Source organism: Erwinia papayae (assembly GCF_058241465.1).
Genome location: NZ_JBZCHT010000009.1, coordinates 2,125,796 through 2,142,754, shown reverse-complemented (window position 1 = coordinate 2,142,754; position 16,959 = coordinate 2,125,796). Strand labels below are relative to the sequence as shown.

The window sequence follows — 16,959 nt, the reverse complement described above, 5'->3', positions numbered from 1 at the left end:
TTTCAGGACTATCAGGAAGCATCATGCATTGCCCGTTCTGTTCTGCTGTGGATACCAAAGTGATCGATTCCCGCCTGGTAGGGGAAGGCACCTCGGTGCGCCGCCGCCGCCAGTGTCTGCTGTGCCATGAGCGCTTCACCACTTTTGAAGTGGCCGAGCTGGTGATGCCGAGGGTGGTGAAAAGCAATGATATCCGTGAACCGTTCAACGAAGACAAGCTGTGCAGCGGTATGATGAAGGCGCTGGAAAAGCGCCCGGTCAACTCAGACGATGTTGAAAACGCTATCAGTCATATCCGAACGCAACTTCGTGCCACCGGCGAGCGTGAAGTCACCAGTAAAATGATTGGCAACCTGGTGATGGATGAGCTGAAAAAACTGGATAAGGTGGCTTATATCCGTTTTGCTTCGGTTTACCGTAGTTTCGAAGATATTCGCGAATTTGGCGAAGAGATCGCCCGCCTACAGGACTGAACCATGCAAGATGAAATCTGGATGGCCCGCGCACTTGAACTGGCCCGACGTGGGCGTTTCACCACCGCGCCCAATCCCCAGGTCGGCTGCGTCATTGTGCGTGAGGGTGTCATCGTCGGAGAGGGCTGGCACCTGCGTGCTGGCGAACCTCACGCTGAGATTCACGCGCTGCGCATGGCGGGCGAAAAGGCTCGTGGGGCAACGGCATATGTCACCCTTGAGCCATGCAGCCACCACGGTCGTACTCCCCCCTGTTGCGACGCATTAATTGCTGCCGGTATTGGTCGCGTAGTGGCGGCCATGCAGGACCCTAATCCGCAGGTCGCCGGTCGTGGTCTCTACCGTCTGCGTCAGGCCGGGATTGAGGTCAGCCACGGATTGATGATGCAGGAAGCGGAAGCGCTGAACCGGGGATTTCTCAAGCGCATGCGCACCGGTTTTCCCTGGTTGCAACTTAAAATGGCGGCGTCCCTCGACGGACGCACGGCGATGGCCACTGGTGAAAGTCAGTGGATTACCTCTCCGGAGGCACGACGCGATGTGCAGCGGTTGCGTGCGCAAAGTTCAGCCATTCTGACCACCAGCGCCACGGTACTGGCTGATAATCCTGCCCTGACGGTGCGCTGGGATGAACTGAACGATGAACCCGCCTGCCCGCAGGAACAGCTGCCTCAGCCGGTACGGGTGGTCATTGACAGCCATAATCGCGTCACACCACAGCATCGCCTGATCGCCGAGCCGGGAGAAACCTGGCTGGCGCGCCGGCAGCCCGATACGCTGAACTGGCCGGATAATGTGCAGCAGCTGTCCCTGCCACAGCACCATCAGCAGGCAGATCTGGTTTCGCTGATGATGATGCTCGGACAGCGCCAGATTAACAGCATTTGGGTTGAGGCAGGTGCCACGCTGGCGGGGGCATTGCTGAGCGCCGGTGTGGTCGATGAGCTGATTATCTATCTGGCTCCTAAGCTGTTGGGTGATGCCGCACGTGGTTTATGCCATCTGCCGGGCCTGACACAGCTGGCGCAGGCGCCCCAGCTCAGTTTTAGCGATGTCCGGCAGGTGGGGCCGGATTTACGCCTCACGCTAACGGTATGATGACCGGGCAGCGCTTTATCAATGTTGTCCGGCAGGTTGCTAATCCGGACAAGCAGACCGTTTAAGAGTGTGATAGAATCCGCCCCCCTGCGGGGCCCTAACCGAACCCTGAAAGGAAAATTATGAACGTTATTGAAGCTGCTGTTGCTACTCCTGACGCACGCGTGGCGATTGTTATCGCGCGTTTCAACCATTTCATCAACGACAGCCTGCTGAGCGGTGCGATCGATGCGCTAAAACGTATCGGACAGGTCAAAGATGAAAATATCACCGTGGTCTGGGTGCCAGGTGCGTACGAAATGCCGGTTGCCGCCCGTGCGCTGGCGAAAGCTGGCAAGCATGACGCGGTTGTTGCGCTGGGTACGGTGATCCGTGGTGGGACTGCGCATTTTGAATATGTGGCGGGAGAAGCCAGTTCTGGTCTGGCAAACGTTGCTATGAACAGTGATATACCGGTTGCTTTTGGCGTGCTGACGACAGAAAACATCGAGCAGGCCATTGAACGCGCCGGAACCAAAGCGGGTAATAAAGGGGCGGAAGCTGCCCTGACCGCGCTTGAAATGATTAACGTACTGAAAGCTATCAAAGCCTGATTTTAAGGGGAATTTCGTGAAACCTGCTGCTCGCCGCCGCGCCCGTGAATGTGCTGTCCAGGCACTTTACTCCTGGCAGTTATCTAACAACGACATTGCCGATGTCGAATACCAGTTTCTGGCGGAGCAAGACGTCAAAGATGTGGATATCAGCTACTTCCGTGAATTGCTGAGCGGCGTTGCAACCAACAGCGCGTACCTTGATGGCCTGATGAAACCCTGGCTGTCTCGTCAGTTGGAAGAGCTGGGTCAGGTCGAAAAGGCAATCCTGCGCCTTTCTCTGTACGAGCTGAGCAAGCGTGCCGATGTTCCCTACAAAGTGGCCATTAACGAAGGGATTGAGCTGGCTAAAGTGTTTGGTGCCGAGGACAGTCACAAGTTTGTCAACGGTGTACTGGATAAAGCCGCTCTGCAGATACGTCCCGACAAGAAATAATCCTGCCAGGGCCGGTTTATCCGGCCTTCTTCATTTTCAGATCCGGAACACTGTATATGGCATGTGGCGAATTTGAACTTATCACCCGGTATTTTGATCGCGTGACCAGTTCCCGTCGCGATGTGGAAAAAGGCATCGGTGACGACTGCGCACTACTGACCCTACCGGAAAAGCAAACGCTGGCGATCAGTACCGATACGCTGGTGGAAGGTGTCCATTTCCTGCGTGATATTCATCCGGCCGATCTTGGCTACAAGGCGCTGGCGGTTAACCTCAGCGATCTGGCTGCAATGGGTGCCGATCCTGCCTGGCTGACGCTGGCGCTGACATTACCGTCGGTCGATGAGGCCTGGCTGAAGGCGTTCAGTGACAGCCTGTTTGAGCTGCTGGATTATTACGATATGCAGCTGATTGGCGGTGACACTACCCGCGGGCCACTGAGTCTGACGCTGGGTATTCATGGCCTGATCCCGCAGGGAAGGGCGCTGAAACGCTCCGGCGCGCGCCCCGGCGACTGGATTTATGTCACCGGCACGCTGGGCGACAGTGCCGCCGGTCTGGCGCTGCTACAGCACCGGATTAAAATTGACGACCCGGTGATCCATGAAGCTTTGATCAAACGCCATCTGCGCCCAATGCCGCGCATCCTGCAAGGCCAGGCGCTACGCGATCTCGCCAGTGCAGCGATTGATATCTCTGACGGTTTGATTTCGGACGTGCGCCATATTCTGCGGGCCAGCGGCTGTGGCGCCCGTCTCAATCTTGAAGCGTTACCTCTGTCGGAGGTGATGAAGCAGCATTTTGAGCCGGATCAGCTATTGAGCTGGGCGCTCAGCGGCGGTGAAGATTACGAACTCTGTTTTACCGTGCCGGAAATAAATCGCGGTGCGCTGGATGTGGCGCTGGGTAATTCAGGCGTGTCGTTTACCTGCGTCGGCCAGATAGCACCGCAGAGTGAAGGGTTGGTGCTGTTGCAGAATGGCAAACCCGTGGAGATTAACATGCAGGGATTCGATCATTTTGCCAGCCAGTAAAGATGTGGCGAAAAGTCGCCTGAAGATGAGTAACCCGTGGCACCTGCTGGCCACCGGATTTGGTAGCGGGCTGAGCCCCTATGTGCCGGGCACGGTAGGTTCGCTGGCGTCCATTCCCTTCTGGTGTCTGATGACCTGGCTGCCGCCGGACCTCTATTCGCTGGTGGTGATGTTCGGCATCTGTATTGGTGTTTATCTTTGCCACCGTACCGCAAAAGATATGGGCGTGCACGATCACGGCTGTATCGTCTGGGATGAGTTTATCGGCATGTGGATTACGCTGATGGCGATACCTGTCAACAGCTGGCAGTGGGTACTGGCAGGATTTATTATTTTCCGCATCCTCGATATGTGGAAGCCGTGGCCAATCCGTTGGTTTGATCGTAACGTTCATGGCGGCATGGGCATTATGGTGGATGATATCGTAGCCGGAATTATTTCTGCCGGTATTCTTTACTATGCCGGGCACCATCTGGCTTTGTAACTGGCATAAGCATGGCGCTGACGATGCGCCATGCCAGAGGGATTATTCGAAGCCCACCACATCATGTGGCTGATAAACGCTCTCCAGTTCTGCCATCTCCTCACTGGTCAGCTCTGTCTCCACCGCCTTTACCAAATCATCCAGCTGCTCAGCACGTGATGCACCAATAATCGGCGCGGTGACGGCCGGTTTAGCCAGCATCCACGCCAGCGCAACCTGCGCCCGGCTTATGCCCCGCTGTTGTGCGATGTTTGCCACCCGCTGCGCAATTGCCCCGTCGTTTTCTTCTGTTTTGTTATACAGCGTTTGGCCAAACTCGTCGGACACCGAACGGGCCGTGGTTTCGCCCCACGGGCGGGTCAGACGTCCTCGTGCCAGCGGGCTCCACGGCAGTACCGCAATGTTTTCTGCCTGACAGAGTGGATGCATTTCGCGCTCCTCTTCCCGTTGGATCAGGTTGTACTGATCCTGCATGCTGACAAAACGTGCCCAGCCGTAGCGATCGGCAGTATAAAGTGCTTTGGCAAATTGCCAGGCATACATTGAGGAAGCACCGATGTAACGTGCCTTGCCGGATTTCACCACCTCATCCAGCGCTTCCAGAGTCTCTTCCAGCGGCGTGTTGTAATCCCAGCGATGGATTTGCAGCAAATCAACATACTCCATCCCCAGCCGGGTGAGGCTGTCATCAATTGATTGCAGAATGTTGGCGCGAGACAGCCCACCGGAAAGATTACTCATCGGGAAATAGACTTTGGTCGCCACCACTATCTCATCACGCCGGGCATACTCTTTCAGCGCACGCCCCACGATCTCTTCACTGCTGCCGTCAGAATAGCTGTTTGCCGTATCAAAGAAGTTAATGCCTGCTTCCAGCGCCTGCCTGATAAGTGGTCTGCTGCTTTGTTCCGGCAGTGTCCAGGCATGGCGGCCACGATCCGGTTCGCCAAAGGTCATACAGCCCAGACAGAGGCGGGAAACGGTCAGGTCGGTATTACCCAGTTTCACGATTTTCATTATGGCTCCTGTTGGTGATAATCGTTTTTCAAATCTGATGGACCAGACGTTAAGCATAGTGCGGGGAGCAGAAGCCATGCAGAAGAGATTGTCTTCTGCATGATGGTGATCTCATACAGCATTTCTCTGATGATGCCAGCCCGCTGGGGGTGTCCGACAATAATAATATCTTCGTCAGTCCGTTCTTCAGAGAAGGCAAAAGCAGTAACCGAAGCGATCAACAGGTTAAATGCATTGACAGAAATAGCTGTCTGAATATCGTCTGACCCGTTTGGAAGCCAGATCGTTGAGCACATTCACAACGGAGGTTATCTGGTGCGCTCAGATTATTTTCAGCAAAAATGACGACCAGACATAAGATGAGGAGACGCGGAAAGTCATTGCTTTCCGCATCGTAGTAATCGTTACAGCGCCATCCACTGATTAATTTGTCGGGTCATACCCTCAGCATCCAGCAGGTAGTCATGACGAATTTCGTGCTGCGTACCCTGTGGAATAAATTCGTCAGGCAGACCGATATTCAGCACCGGCACACAGCAACGTTTTGCCATCAGGAGTTCAATCACACCACTGCCTGCACCGCCCTTAACTGCGCCTTCTTCCACGGTAATCAGCGCCTCATGGCTGGCAGCCAGCTCAACGATCAGCGCCTCATCAAGTGGTTTGACAAAGCGCATATCCACCAGCGTGGCATTGAGTGATTCCGCCACGCTGGCAGCTTCGGGCAGCAGCGTACCAAAGTTAAGGATCGCCAGCTTTTCTCCATGACGTTTCACCACGCCTTTACCGAGCGGTAGCGGGGCAAGGGGTTGCAGCTCGGCACCTGTCCCGGTGCCGCGAGGATAACGTACGGCACTGGGGCCTTCAGCGTAGTGATAACCGGTGTACAGCATCTGACGACATTCATTCTCATCAGCCGGCGTCATAATCACCATATTAGGAATACAACGCAGGAAGGCGATATCGAATGCCCCCTGATGGGTCTGCCCGTCCGCACCCACGATGCCGCCACGATCGATGGCAAACAACACCGGCAGTTTCTGAATAGCCACATCATGAATCAACTGATCATAAGCGCGTTGCAGGAAGGTGGAGTAAATCGCCACCACCGGCCTGTAGCCGCCGATAGCAAGACCAGCAGCGAAAGTGACCGCATGTTGTTCAGCAATGGCTACGTCGAAATATTGTTGAGGATAATCGCGGGAGAAGCTGACCATGCCAGAACCTTCGCGCATGGCGGGCGTAATGGCCATCAGTCTGGCATCATCGGCGGCGGTTTCGCTCAGCCACTGACCAAAAATTTTCGAGTAGCTGGGCAGTCCTTCCGCCGTTTCAGGCAACAGTCCGCTGGCCGGGTCGAATTTGGGTACGGCGTGCCAGCTGATAGGATCTTTTTCGGCTGGTGCATAACCTTTCCCTTTCCGGGTCATCACATGCAGAAACTGTGGGCCTTTCAGTTCACGCATGTTCTTAAGCGTGTGCACCAGAGAAAGCACGTCATGACCATCAACCGGACCGATATAGTTAAAGCCCAGCTCTTCAAACAGCGTGCCGGGTGCCACCATGCCCTTCAGGTGTTCTTCGGTACGTTTGACCAGCTCTTTGATCGGGGGAAGGTTGGTCAGCACTTTTTTCCCGCCTTCGCGCAGCCGCGAATAGGTTTTACCGGAGAGGATCTGCGCCAGACGATTGTTCAGTGCCCCGACGTTTTCGGAAATTGACATTTCGTTGTCGTTAAGTATCACCAGCAAATCCGGTTTGATATCACCAGCGTGGTTCATCGCTTCAAATGCCATTCCGGCGGTGATCGCTCCGTCGCCAATTACGCAGGCGGTACGGCGGCCTTTGCCCTCTTTTTCCGCAGCCACCGCCATCCCCAGCCCGGCGCTGATCGAGGTAGAAGAGTGACCGACGTTGAGGACGTCATATTCGCTCTCATCCCGCCAGGGAAAAGGATGCAGGCCGTTTTTCTGACGGATAGTGCCGATGCGATCGCGGCGTCCGGTGAGGATCTTATGGGGATAAGCCTGGTGACCGACGTCCCACACCAGATGGTCAAATGGCGTGTTGTAGACATAATGCAGCGCAACGGTAAGTTCCACCACGCCCAGCCCGGAGGCGAAATGGCCGCTTGAACGGCTCACGCTGTCCAGTAAATACTGGCGCAGCTCGTCACAGAGTTTTGGCAGGCTTTCTTTTGGAAGCGTACGTAGTTCTTGTACCGAACTGGCCAGCGCCAGCGTCGGATATTTTGCAGTATCAAAACTCATCAGAGACTCATTGTGGGCGTTATTTATTGCGTTCAATTATATAACTTGCAAGCAGCTGTAGCGATGTCGTGTTATAGGATTGTGCTGCAAGTGTTTCAAGTGCGCTAAGCGCCTGCTGGTGCAGATCCCGGGTTTTTGCACGCGCGCCGTCCAGTCCCAACAGTGCCGGGTAGGTGCTTTTCCCCAGCTGCTGGTCAGCACCCTGCTGCTTACCAATGATGGCGGTATCGCCTACCACATCGAGAATGTCGTCCTGCACCTGAAAGGCAAGGCCAATTGCGTTGGCATAGCGATCCAGCGCCGGAATCGCTTCACGCCCGCGCTCACCGGCGCTTAATGCGCCCAGCCGCACCGCAGCGCGGATCAGCGCACCGGTTTTATGGCGATGAATCTGTTCCAGCGCGTTCAAATCCACATTACGACCTTCCGCCGCCAGATCCAGAGCCTGACCGCCACACATACCGGCCACACCGCTGGCCTGGGCCAGTTCCGACACCATGGCAACGCGTCCGGCTGGGGTAACGCCGGGTATTGGGGCATCGGCAAGGATGGTAAAAGCCAGCGTCTGTAAGGCGTCGCCTGCCAGAATAGCCGTGTCCTCGCCAAATTTTATATGACAGGTTGGCTGCCCGCGCCGCAGGCTGTCGTTATCCATAGCAGGTAAATCATCATGGATAAGCGAATAAGCGTGGATACATTCCACGGCGGCGGCGGGCGCGTCCAGGGCCGCATCGTCGGCGTGCAGCATTTCTCCGGTGGCATAAACCAGAAATGGCCGTAATCGTTTCCCGCCTAACAGTGCGCCATATTCCATCGCTTCCACCAGAGGAGAACTCTGAAACGGCAGCGGCGCAATAAAGCGTTGCAAAGCCTGATTCACCCTGGCGAAATGCGCGGTGAGAAGAGTACTCAGCTCCATCAGTCATTTTCCGGCATGAAGGGCTTCAGTTCGCTTTCCTGATCGTTGCTGAGCAGGATTTGCACGCGCTGTTCTGCCTGTTGCAGTTTTTGCTGTCCAAGACGGGCAAGCTGGACTCCACGCTCAAATTCATTGAGCGCCTCCTCCAGCGCTAAATCTCCGCTTTCCAGACGGGACACTATCTGCTCCAGCTGTTGCAGCGAGCTTTCGAAGCTGGCGGGCTGTTCGGCTTTTTTCGGCATAATGGCTATCGGCTCAGTCGTTTTTTTTCACCATGAAGGCGTCCATGGTAGCTGACTCAAAATGATTAGCAAAATAATGCTGCCGTTACCAGATGGAGAAGCGGTTAACAGACAGCTGTGATACACTCGCGTTTTCAGAATGCACCCTGCATGTTTAAAGCCCTGCATTGATTCCGGTACTTTCCTGAGCGAGCTTTCGGACAAGTGTGCATTTGCTGCCTTACTGCCGCGCCAGTCAGCCTGGCTGATTAAGTCGGGTAAGCCAGCTTAATACCATCATCTTACTCTCTGAGTGCTGAATATTCAGCGCCTTATTGCCTTTTGAGCCCTGTCACCATGAAGTTTATCATCAAGCTTTTCCCGGAAATTACGATTAAAAGTCAGTCTGTTCGTCTGCGTTTTATTAAAATTCTGACCACTAATATCCGCAACGTGCTGAAACAGTACGACGAGGCCCTGGCCGTTGTGCGTCACTGGGACCATATTGAGGTGCGGGCGAAAGATGAAAGCCAGCGCGGTAATATCGTCGCGGAACTGACCCGTATTCCCGGTATTCATCATATCCTTGCGGTGGAAGATCGTGCTTACAACGATATTCATCATATTTTTGAACAAACGCTGGAGCTGAATCGCGACAGGATTGCAGGAAAAACCTTCTGTGTCCGGGTTAAACGTCGTGGCAAACAGGCCTTCAGCTCGCAGGACGTTGAGCGTTATGTGGGGGGCGGTCTTAATCAGCATGTTGCCAGCGCTCAGGTTAAGCTCAATCATCCTGAAGTGACGGTCAATCTGGAGATCGACGACGATCGTCTGCTGCTGGTCACCGGGCGTTTTGCCGGCATTGGCGGTTTCCCCATTGGCACCCAGGAAGAGGTGTTGTCGCTGATTTCTGGTGGCTTCGACTCCGGCGTTTCCAGCTACATGCTGATCCGTCGTGGTTGTCGTGTACATTACTGCTTCTTCAACCTGGGCGGCGCGGCGCATGAGATTGGTGTCCGTCAGGTGGCGCACTATCTGTGGCACCGTTTTGGCCGCTCACACAAGGTGCGTTTCGTGGCCATTAACTTCGAGCCGGTGGTGGGGGAGATCCTCGAAAAAGTGGAGGATGGTCAGATGGGGGTGGTGCTGAAACGGATGATGGTCCGTGCGGCGTCAACCATCGCAGAACGCTATGGTGTGCAGGCCATCGTTACCGGCGAAGCGCTTGGTCAGGTATCCAGCCAGACGCTGACCAACCTGCGGCTGATCGATAATGCGTCTGATACCCTTGTCCTGCGTCCGCTGATTTCCCATGACAAAGAGCAGATCATTGACCTTGCGCGGCAAATCGGCACGGAAGATTTTGCCCGCACTATGCCGGAATACTGTGGCGTTATTTCAAAAAGCCCGACGGTGAAGGCAGTGAAGGCGAAAATTGAGGCGGAAGAGCAAAACTTCGACTTTACCATTCTGGACCGGGTGGTGGCAGAAGCGACCAATGTTGATATTCGCCAGATTGCTGAAGAAACGCAGCAGGAAGTGGTGGAGGTGGAAACCGTGGTGTCTTTCAGCCCCAACGATGTGGTGCTGGATATCCGCTCCCCCGATGAGCAGGACGACAGGCCGCTGGAGCTGGGTGGTGTCGAGGTGAAAAGCCTGCCGTTTTACAAACTCAGCAGCCAGTTTGGCGATCTCGATCAGAGCAAAACCTGGCTCCTTTACTGCGAACGTGGCGTGATGAGCCGCTTACAGGCTCTGTACCTGCATGAGCAGGGTTTTACCAACGTCAGGGTTTACCGTCCATAAATTGCCGGGGCGAACTCATTCGCCCCTTGCCCGCAGTAATTGATGATCCGGCATGCTCACCTCAGTAATGCAATTCCTGTAACAATATGAATTAACTAATTTTTACAGGGTCATCATTGTTCTCCTGAACGGCAATACCGACAAAAATCTGGTTACTGTCTCCGACGCAACAGCAAAACGGCAGCAAACTATGCTGTTAAATTATGAATTTTAATGCTATTAAAGTGAATAAATAGTCAATATGGAGGGGTGGTATGTCGGTCGATTTGCCAGTTAAGGCGCAGTTTGCTGCTTACAATGCGCATGATATTGAGGCTTTTATCGCGTGTTTTGCTGATGACTTTCGCGGATATCGTATGCCTGCTGAAACACCGTCAACAACGGGTAAGGCCGCATTGAGGGAGTTCTACATCAATAACCGTTTTAACAATCCTCAGCTGAAGGCCGAGCTTATTTCCAGAATCGTACTGGGCAATAAAGTATTCGACCATGAGCTTATTTATGGTTTATCTGCCAATCCACTGGAGAGCGTTGCCGTCTTCGAGGTCAACGACGGTCTGATTAGCACCGCCTGGTTTTATTTTCCCTGACAAAATCGAGGGGCTTTTGCGATTTAATCCCGATTCTCTGCGGTCAGAATCGGGATTGAGTAGAAAGGGAACTGGGGCTGCACAGGGATCACAGTCTGGAAATTTGTCTTAACAAAGCTCAGCGGCAGTTATTCCACCCATTCACGATAATCAAAAATACCGGCGGCCAGCACCAGTTGGCTGGCAACCTGATGCGCTGTTTCTTTTCCCAACAACAGGTCGATCAGTTTCAGGGCAAAATCAATGGCGGTTCCAGGTCCCTGGCTGGTGAGAAGATTGACGCGGGGATCCCACACGACCCGCTTATCCATCCATTTTGACTCAGGAATGGTGTGTTTGAGGCCGGGGAATCCGGTCATATTGCCCACCGGAAACAGGTCATGCGGCACCAGTACCGTACCGGCTGCTGCGCAGATAGCGGCCACGATGCGCCCGGAAAGGTGAAACTGACGAACGGTTTCAACCAGCAGCGGGCTGTCGCGGAACGCTTCAGCGCCTTTAAGACCGCCCGGAAGAACGATGGCCGCAAAATCGTTATCAGCGACCTCAATCAGTGGCGCATCAGCTATCAGCCTGACGCCGCGTGAGCAGCGAATTTCTGTACTGCCATCTTCGGTTACGCTGGCGGTGGTCACCGATAAGCCTGCCCGCACCAGCAGATCGATGGTGGTCACCGCCTCCGTTTCTTCACTGCCAGCGGCCAGGCAAACCAGTACCGATGCGTTGATGCTCATCATTTTGTTCCTTATGCTTAATCAGTTCATATAACCGGTTGTTTTCCGGTGTGACCAGGCCCTGTGCTCTGGCACGACGAATCACATAGCCGTTAATGTAGTCTATCTCGGTCCGTCTTCCCGCGCGGATGTCCTGTAGCATCGAAGAGGTGTTGGCTGCGGTGCTGTTAATGACATCCATCACATAATCAAGTAGCGCCTCACGCGAAGTATGGTGGCCTTCACGTTCCATTACGCTGGCCACTTCATCACACAGTGTTGCCACTTCCTGCTGATGGTTGAGCAGTAATCCATTCGGACAGTCATATTTCACCGTTAACGGATTGACCACGCAGTTGACCGCCAGTTTTTGCCAGGCTGCGGAAGCGACATTGTTGTGCCACGCGACATCCGGCAAGGCCTGGTGCAGCATTTCTGCCAGATCGCTGAAGCGTTCGCCGTTCGGGGATACCGGGCCAATATGCGTAATCCCCGTTGCAACATGGACTACCCGCGAGCCGTCGCGCGTGGCGGCATGTGTGGTAATGCCGCGCAGCAGCGGTTGTTGCAGAGATTTCAGCTCTTCCAGGGTGCCCATGCCGTTATGCAGTAAAAGAACCGGACAGGCTTCAGGCAGGAGAGACTGCACGTTTTTTACCGCCCCGGATACCTGCCAGGCTTTCAGCGTCACCAGCAACAACTCGCTGGCACGCAGAAACGTGGTGCTGTTAGCGATAAAGGTTTTGTTAATGACTTCGCCATCCGGCGTCACCACCTCTGCCGCGCAATGGGGCTGCGGCACCCTTAACCAGCCCTGAACATCATGTCCACGGGCGGCAAGGGCAGCCAGCCAGATTTGCCCTAAGGCTCCGCATCCTAAGACGGTAATCTTCATTGATCCTCTCCGCATACGGGTGAAATATGGCCCGCCCCCCGGCACCTGGTTTTTCTACTACAGCTTCAGACGCGGGTGGTTTTTTTAAGCCAGCTAAGTCGGTATTATGCCTGTCACTTTAGAATCAGGAGAATACATCATGCCATCTTTCGATGTTGTTTCAGAAATCGACATGCAGGAAGTGAGAAATGCCGTTGAAAATGCTAACCGTGAACTGTCCAGCCGCTTCGATTTTCGCAATGTGACCGCCAGTTACGAGCTGAACGAGAAAAATGAATCAATCAGGGTGTTGAGCGAATCTGATTTTCAGGTGAAACAGCTGGTGGATATTCTACGTGAAAAATTGCTGAAGCGTGGGATTGAGGGCGGCGCGCTGGAAGTCCCGGAAGAAATTGAACACAGCGGCAAGACTTGGGCGGTGGATGCCCAGCTGAAAAAAGGCATTCCCACCGACGTGGCAAAAAAACTGGTGAAACTGATCAAAGACAGTAAGTTGAAGGTGCAGTCACAAATCCAGGGTGAAGAAGTGCGGGTTACCGGCAAGTCCCGTGACGATTTGCAAAGCGCCATGGCGGTGGTGCGCGGTGGTAATCTTGGTCAGCCTTTTCAGTTCAAAAACTTCCGCGACTAAGCAAACAGGGCGAACTGATTCGCCCCCGGTGTCACAGACTCATGCTTTTCTTTGTTTGCGGACGCGGTTCAGGCATTCAGCCGCTTCCATGCGGGCCGGGTGCCTATTCCCTGGCAGGCAGGATTTGTGCAGCGGCTACTTGGTTTCGCCGCTGACCGGTTTGTTTTCGGGCGTTAACCCCGGCTCGACCAGGCTGTAGATTTGATTATCCAGCGGGTTTTCAAGCAGGGAAATAATTGCCAGTGCCACATCTGCACGACGTATCAGGCCATGAACCTCTCTGTTTTGCCGCAGCTGGCCTTTTCCGGTCGCTTCACCATTCAGCAGACCGCCGGGCCGGATAATGCACCAGGCCAGCCGACTGGTTTGCAGCCAGCTTTCTGCCAGCGACTTCTCTCTGACCGCCTGACCAAATGCCTGTCTGGCCCGCTCGGACAATGTCGGCCAGCTGTCGCCGCAGCCAAGCGATGTCACCATCAGCATCTGGCTGATGCCGGTCAGCTCGGCGCAGTCAATGATATTGCGGTGGGCGAGATAGTCGTGATGACCACCTATAGTAGAAATAATTACGGCATCAGGTCCGGCAGCCTGACAGGCTTGTATCACGCTGCGGGTATCGCAGGCATCGCCGACGAATACCTGTACGTTGTTCATTGCCGCCAGCCGCTCTGCATCTTCCAGTTTACGCACCATTATCACCACCGGCTGTTGATGCTTGACGGCAAAGTGCAACAACTCCGCGCCGGTTCCTCTGGCTGCGCCAAAAATCAGCCACTTTGCCATTAATTCTCTCCCTGTTGCAGGGCTTCTGCCAGTTGGCGAAAAGCGTTGAGCTGGTCGGGTTGCAACTGCCGATGGCTGTCGCGACCCACGAAGATTTTCAGCATAGCCTGGCCATGCGCGTTAAGGAAAATAACCGAGGCGGTTGCCATGCTCATAAAAGGACGTTCGACGAAGGCAATGTGCTGACAGTGGCTGGCACGAATGTGACCGCTCAGTCCCTGTTTGCTGCGCAGGTTGAAATAACCGTGGCCGTGACGACCAGAGGGTAATTCCCCGTGAAACTCCAGAATAATATCCTGATTATTTACCAGCGTGGTCACATCCCCCCAGCGGGTGATATTGTCCCAGACTGCATCAAAGTGCGTACCGTCGATCAATGTTCTGACAGGTAATGCCGTAATCACCGTCTGGAGCGGCACGGCATAACGCTCTGCAATCTCTTCCAGCGTACCGTCCGGATTTGTCTGCATAAATTCAAAGAGGGTGGGTTGCATAATGACTTCCTTTTTCGGATGGGGTGGCGTTAAGTTGCATAAAAATTTCTGCCAGTGACTGCATCAGGTTATTGGCCCAGAAACGCCCACTGTCGGTAAGACGCAGGCAGAGCGAATTGTCAGTCAGCAGCCCTGACTGATGCCACTGCTCAATAAGGGGTTGAAGTGTGGCGGCATCCGGGCTGAGCGCCGTCAGATCCAGCCGTCCTGCTTCAATTCCGCCCTGCAACTGGTGACGCCATTGCTGTGGATGCTCTGTAGCTGGCGTCATCATGCCAATGGGCTTCTGGTCGTTGTCCAGCGCCTGGTAATAGTTTTCCAGCTGGCGGTGCATCATATACGCCTGACCATTGAGGTTACCGCCAGCGCCAGAGCCGACCGCCAGGCAGTCGGCACCCTGCTTAATCAGCAGGTTGTACATGTTGCGCTCTCGGGTCGTTCTGGCCCAGTGGCTGTTGCTTAACTGTCGCCAGCCATAATCTGCCAGCAGGGCGGCACCCTGAAGATAAAGATCCCGCCGTTCAGTGACATCCGGCAGATCCGTGCGTTGATTTTCCACGGCTTTAGCCAGGGGCGTGGTAGGAAGCAGGTTCAGGGCATAAAGATCAACGCCATCAAGGCCAATGTCCCTGACCGTTTCGAGATCGGTTTGCCAGCTTTCCGCCGTCTGTCCGGGCAGGCCAAACATCAAATCGCAGACCACTGCTGCCCGGTCACGACGGCACAGTGCCTTTAGAAAAGCGACGGATTGCTGACGATCGGATGTCCGCGCCATCTTCTTACGAATACGGCTGTCAAACGTTTGTATGCCAATCGAAAAGCGATTGGCTCCGGCGTCCAGACAGGCATCGATTCGCGCATCGTCAAAGTTAAGAATCCGGCCTTCAATGGTGATTTCACAGTCCGGTGCCAGTGGCAGCCTGCTCCTCAGCAGGCTGATGATACGGTACAGTCCTTGCGCTGAGAGTGATGTCGGGGTGCCGCCGCCAAAATATATTGCATGGATTGGGGCTGACTGATGTAACGGACTGTCGGCTTCCATTTCGATTTCACGTAGCAGATAGCTGACATATTTTTCGGCCTCATCGGCGTGAAACTTATTCTGGTAAAAGCCGCAGAATGTACAGCGGGTGTCGCAAAACGGAATGTGGAGATAGAGCAGACGTTTACGGGGCGGCAAGGATTGCTGCAATAACCTTTGCCAGGCGGATTGAATTGCGTCAGCCGCTAATGGCGTTTTGTTACGCCACGGCATGGCAGTCCGACGTTCAGTAAAAGCCTGAACGCCGGGTTGTGCAAACCACGGGGTTAAATCAATTTGCATAGTCCTTTTCCATAAGGCAGAGGGAAGAGAGTCAAAAGATAATCATTATCATTTCTCAACATGATGACGATGATTTAAGTCAAGGATGAGCGAAGGGGATTGATAATTAATCACTGTTAAGCGTGTTTAAGGCGGCATAAGAACGCTGCCGCCAGCTCAGGGATGATGACAGAAAGGGTTAACAGAAAACCTGAGGGTATGCTGTCCGGATGCCATGCCGAACGCAGGCTATCGCTGTCATACAGGGTCGCTGTAAAGGATTCCTTTTTGCGGTAAGACAGGCACCGATTTTTTCAGCCAGTCAAACAGCAACTCAATATTTTTTAGCCTGGGTGAATTAGCCGGCCAGACCAGATAGTAACCGTCGCCGGTGGCAACGGCCTGTTCAAAAGGCAGCGAAAGCAGGCCGTTATTAATGGCTTCGAGGCTCAACAGAAGATCGCCAACAGAAACGCCATGCCCGCTGATAGCCGCGAGGTTGCCCTGTTCGAGGGTGTCAAAGACCTTACCGCCTGAGAGGTTCAGGCCCGGATATTTGCCGGTTTTCTTGAGCCATCTTCGCCAGTCACGGCGATCGGGAGAAGGGTGAATCAGCTCACAGCCTGCCAGATTGACCTGAGCAGCGGTCTTCAACAGCGGTGTACACACCGGAATTAACCACTCATCAAACAGCAGTTTGCTGGCTGTTGTCTCGCCGAAATTGCCATTGCCCAGCAGGATTGCACAGTCATAGGGCTCAAAGCTGAAATCCACCACATCGGTATCCATCCAGACGCTGGTAATTTCCACATGCGGCGTGGCGTTGCTCTCACGAAAGGCGTTCAGCACGTCCAGAAGCCAGCGCATGGTCAGGGTGGAGGGCGCTTTCAGCCGTAGATTGTGATTATTGCTGCGAAAGGCAAAGCAGGCCCGTTCGATACAAAAGAAACCTTCAGTCAGTTGATTTGCCAGCACCCGCCCCGCGTCGGTAACGATGATACGGGGACCGTTTCGCCTGAACAGTTCGCAGTCAAACCGGGCTTCCAGGGTACGGATATGTCGGCTGATAGCCCCTGGCGTAACATTGAGTAAATCTGCGGCTTTGCTGAATGAGCCGAGCCTTGCTGCTGCCTCAAATGCGCGTAATGCGTAGAGCGGTGGAAGTGACATCATTTTTCTCATTTTGATTTTTTTTCACA

19 protein-coding genes are annotated in these 16,959 nt (G+C 54.2%); 9 read left to right on the top strand and 10 right to left on the bottom strand.

The window, feature by feature from the left end; genetic code table 11:
- Positions 1–23: 23 nt before the first annotated feature.
- From nrdR to pgpA, 6 genes are all read left to right on the top strand, one after another.
- Positions 24–473, top strand: coding sequence for a transcriptional regulator NrdR (nrdR, locus tag AC3RPL_RS15060; RefSeq protein WP_261641448.1), 450 nt, complete (start codon positions 24–26; stop codon positions 471–473).
- A gap of 3 nt (positions 474–476) precedes the next feature.
- Positions 477–1,571, top strand: coding sequence for a bifunctional diaminohydroxyphosphoribosylaminopyrimidine deaminase/5-amino-6-(5-phosphoribosylamino)uracil reductase RibD (gene ribD, locus AC3RPL_RS15055; RefSeq protein WP_490740593.1), 1,095 nt, complete (start codon positions 477–479; stop codon positions 1,569–1,571).
- A gap of 122 nt (positions 1,572–1,693) precedes the next feature.
- Entirely contained in the window at positions 1,694–2,164 is a 471-nt protein-coding gene (ribH, locus tag AC3RPL_RS15050; RefSeq protein ID WP_261641450.1) for a 6,7-dimethyl-8-ribityllumazine synthase, read from the top strand.
- A 16-nt stretch (positions 2,165–2,180) separates the two neighbouring features.
- Complete coding sequence (gene nusB, locus AC3RPL_RS15045) at positions 2,181–2,600, top strand: transcription antitermination factor NusB (RefSeq protein WP_490740592.1); 420 nt, start codon at positions 2,181–2,183, stop codon at positions 2,598–2,600.
- A 56-nt stretch (positions 2,601–2,656) separates the two neighbouring features.
- Positions 2,657–3,634 carry a thiamine-phosphate kinase gene (thiL, locus tag AC3RPL_RS15040; protein WP_490740591.1) on the top strand — a complete coding sequence of 326 codons (978 nt, stop codon included), beginning with the start codon at positions 2,657–2,659 and terminating at the stop codon, positions 3,632–3,634.
- Positions 3,579–4,118, top strand: a complete 540-nt coding sequence (gene pgpA, locus AC3RPL_RS15035; RefSeq protein ID WP_490740590.1) for a phosphatidylglycerophosphatase A — start codon at positions 3,579–3,581, stop codon at positions 4,116–4,118. Before thiL ends, pgpA begins: the two co-directional genes overlap by 56 nt.
- Positions 4,119–4,160: 42 nt before the next feature.
- On the opposite strand, the gene AC3RPL_RS15030 is transcribed toward pgpA, so the two are convergent.
- From AC3RPL_RS15030 to xseB, 4 genes are all read right to left on the bottom strand, one after another.
- Positions 4,161–5,135, bottom strand: coding sequence for an aldo/keto reductase (locus AC3RPL_RS15030; protein WP_490740589.1), 975 nt, complete (start codon positions 5,133–5,135; stop codon positions 4,161–4,163).
- A 404-nt stretch (positions 5,136–5,539) separates the two neighbouring features.
- Positions 5,540–7,405, bottom strand: coding sequence for a 1-deoxy-D-xylulose-5-phosphate synthase (gene dxs, locus AC3RPL_RS15025; protein ID WP_490740588.1), 1,866 nt, complete (start codon positions 7,403–7,405; stop codon positions 5,540–5,542).
- A 19-nt stretch (positions 7,406–7,424) separates the two neighbouring features.
- Positions 7,425–8,324: a (2E,6E)-farnesyl diphosphate synthase gene (gene ispA / locus AC3RPL_RS15020; RefSeq protein WP_490740587.1), complete on the bottom strand. Its 900-nt coding sequence runs from the start codon at positions 8,322–8,324 to the stop codon at positions 7,425–7,427.
- The gene (xseB, locus tag AC3RPL_RS15015; protein WP_490740586.1) at positions 8,324–8,566 is read right to left on the bottom strand and encodes an exodeoxyribonuclease VII small subunit; all 243 of its coding nucleotides are present in this window, start codon (positions 8,564–8,566) and stop codon (positions 8,324–8,326) included. The genes ispA and xseB overlap by 1 nt, the downstream gene beginning before the upstream one ends.
- Before the next feature lie 336 nt (positions 8,567–8,902).
- On the opposite strand from xseB, the gene thiI reads away from it, so the two are divergent.
- On the top strand, positions 8,903–10,351 hold the full coding sequence (gene thiI / locus AC3RPL_RS15010; RefSeq protein WP_490740585.1) for a tRNA uracil 4-sulfurtransferase ThiI: 1,449 nt from the start codon (positions 8,903–8,905) through the stop codon (positions 10,349–10,351).
- Positions 10,352–10,605: 254 nt separating this feature from the next.
- Entirely contained in the window at positions 10,606–10,941 is a 336-nt protein-coding gene (locus AC3RPL_RS15005) for a nuclear transport factor 2 family protein (protein ID WP_034933511.1), read from the top strand.
- 128 nt (positions 10,942–11,069) lie between these two features.
- On the opposite strand, the gene yajL is transcribed toward AC3RPL_RS15005, so the two are convergent.
- Together yajL and panE are read right to left on the bottom strand one after the other, a co-directional pair.
- Positions 11,070–11,669, bottom strand: coding sequence for a protein deglycase YajL (gene yajL, locus AC3RPL_RS15000; RefSeq protein WP_490740714.1), 600 nt, complete (start codon positions 11,667–11,669; stop codon positions 11,070–11,072).
- Entirely contained in the window at positions 11,629–12,549 is a 921-nt protein-coding gene (panE, locus tag AC3RPL_RS14995; protein WP_490740584.1) for a 2-dehydropantoate 2-reductase, read from the bottom strand. Before panE ends, yajL begins: the two co-directional genes overlap by 41 nt.
- A 139-nt stretch (positions 12,550–12,688) precedes the next feature.
- Between panE and AC3RPL_RS14990 the strand changes: the two genes are divergently transcribed.
- Positions 12,689–13,180 carry a YajQ family cyclic di-GMP-binding protein gene (locus AC3RPL_RS14990; RefSeq protein WP_034933508.1) on the top strand — a complete coding sequence of 164 codons (492 nt, stop codon included), beginning with the start codon at positions 12,689–12,691 and terminating at the stop codon, positions 13,178–13,180.
- 135 nt (positions 13,181–13,315) lie between these two features.
- On the opposite strand, the gene AC3RPL_RS14985 is transcribed toward AC3RPL_RS14990, so the two are convergent.
- The 4 genes from AC3RPL_RS14985 to AC3RPL_RS14970 form a co-directional block, all read right to left on the bottom strand.
- A complete protein-coding gene (locus AC3RPL_RS14985; protein ID WP_490740583.1) occupies positions 13,316–13,963 on the bottom strand; it encodes an SDR family oxidoreductase in 648 nt (215 codons plus the stop codon).
- Positions 13,963–14,457, bottom strand: coding sequence for a heme utilization cystosolic carrier protein HutX (hutX, locus tag AC3RPL_RS14980; RefSeq protein WP_490740582.1), 495 nt, complete (start codon positions 14,455–14,457; stop codon positions 13,963–13,965). Before hutX ends, AC3RPL_RS14985 begins: the two co-directional genes overlap by 1 nt.
- Positions 14,438–15,781, bottom strand: a complete 1,344-nt coding sequence (hutW, locus tag AC3RPL_RS14975; RefSeq protein WP_490740581.1) for a heme anaerobic degradation radical SAM methyltransferase ChuW/HutW — start codon at positions 15,779–15,781, stop codon at positions 14,438–14,440. Before hutW ends, hutX begins: the two co-directional genes overlap by 20 nt.
- A 237-nt stretch (positions 15,782–16,018) precedes the next feature.
- Complete coding sequence (locus AC3RPL_RS14970) at positions 16,019–16,930, bottom strand: LysR family transcriptional regulator (RefSeq protein ID WP_490740713.1); 912 nt, start codon at positions 16,928–16,930, stop codon at positions 16,019–16,021.
- Positions 16,931–16,959: the final 29 nt, after the last annotated feature.

Coding starts and splice junctions, on each gene's coding strand:
- nrdR (WP_261641448.1), top strand. CDS start 24: ATGCATTGCCCGTTCTGTTCTGCTGTGGATACCAAAGTGATCGATTCC.
- ribD (WP_490740593.1), top strand. CDS start 477: ATGCAAGATGAAATCTGGATGGCCCGCGCACTTGAACTGGCCCGACGT.
- ribH (WP_261641450.1), top strand. CDS start 1,694: ATGAACGTTATTGAAGCTGCTGTTGCTACTCCTGACGCACGCGTGGCG.
- thiL (WP_490740591.1), top strand. CDS start 2,657: ATGGCATGTGGCGAATTTGAACTTATCACCCGGTATTTTGATCGCGTG.
- pgpA (WP_490740590.1), top strand. CDS start 3,579: ATGGCAAACCCGTGGAGATTAACATGCAGGGATTCGATCATTTTGCCA.
- AC3RPL_RS15030 (WP_490740589.1), bottom strand. CDS start 5,135: ATGAAAATCGTGAAACTGGGTAATACCGACCTGACCGTTTCCCGCCTC.
- dxs (WP_490740588.1), bottom strand. CDS start 7,405: ATGAGTTTTGATACTGCAAAATATCCGACGCTGGCGCTGGCCAGTTCG.
- ispA (WP_490740587.1), bottom strand. CDS start 8,324: ATGGAGCTGAGTACTCTTCTCACCGCGCATTTCGCCAGGGTGAATCAG.
- xseB (WP_490740586.1), bottom strand. CDS start 8,566: ATGCCGAAAAAAGCCGAACAGCCCGCCAGCTTCGAAAGCTCGCTGCAA.
- thiI (WP_490740585.1), top strand. CDS start 8,903: ATGAAGTTTATCATCAAGCTTTTCCCGGAAATTACGATTAAAAGTCAG.
- AC3RPL_RS15005 (WP_034933511.1), top strand. CDS start 10,606: ATGTCGGTCGATTTGCCAGTTAAGGCGCAGTTTGCTGCTTACAATGCG.
- panE (WP_490740584.1), bottom strand. CDS start 12,549: ATGAAGATTACCGTCTTAGGATGCGGAGCCTTAGGGCAAATCTGGCTG.
- AC3RPL_RS14990 (WP_034933508.1), top strand. CDS start 12,689: ATGCCATCTTTCGATGTTGTTTCAGAAATCGACATGCAGGAAGTGAGA.
- AC3RPL_RS14985 (WP_490740583.1), bottom strand. CDS start 13,963: ATGGCAAAGTGGCTGATTTTTGGCGCAGCCAGAGGAACCGGCGCGGAG.
- hutX (WP_490740582.1), bottom strand. CDS start 14,457: ATGCAACCCACCCTCTTTGAATTTATGCAGACAAATCCGGACGGTACG.
- hutW (WP_490740581.1), bottom strand. CDS start 15,781: ATGCAAATTGATTTAACCCCGTGGTTTGCACAACCCGGCGTTCAGGCT.
- AC3RPL_RS14970 (WP_490740713.1), bottom strand. CDS start 16,930: ATGTCACTTCCACCGCTCTACGCATTACGCGCATTTGAGGCAGCAGCA.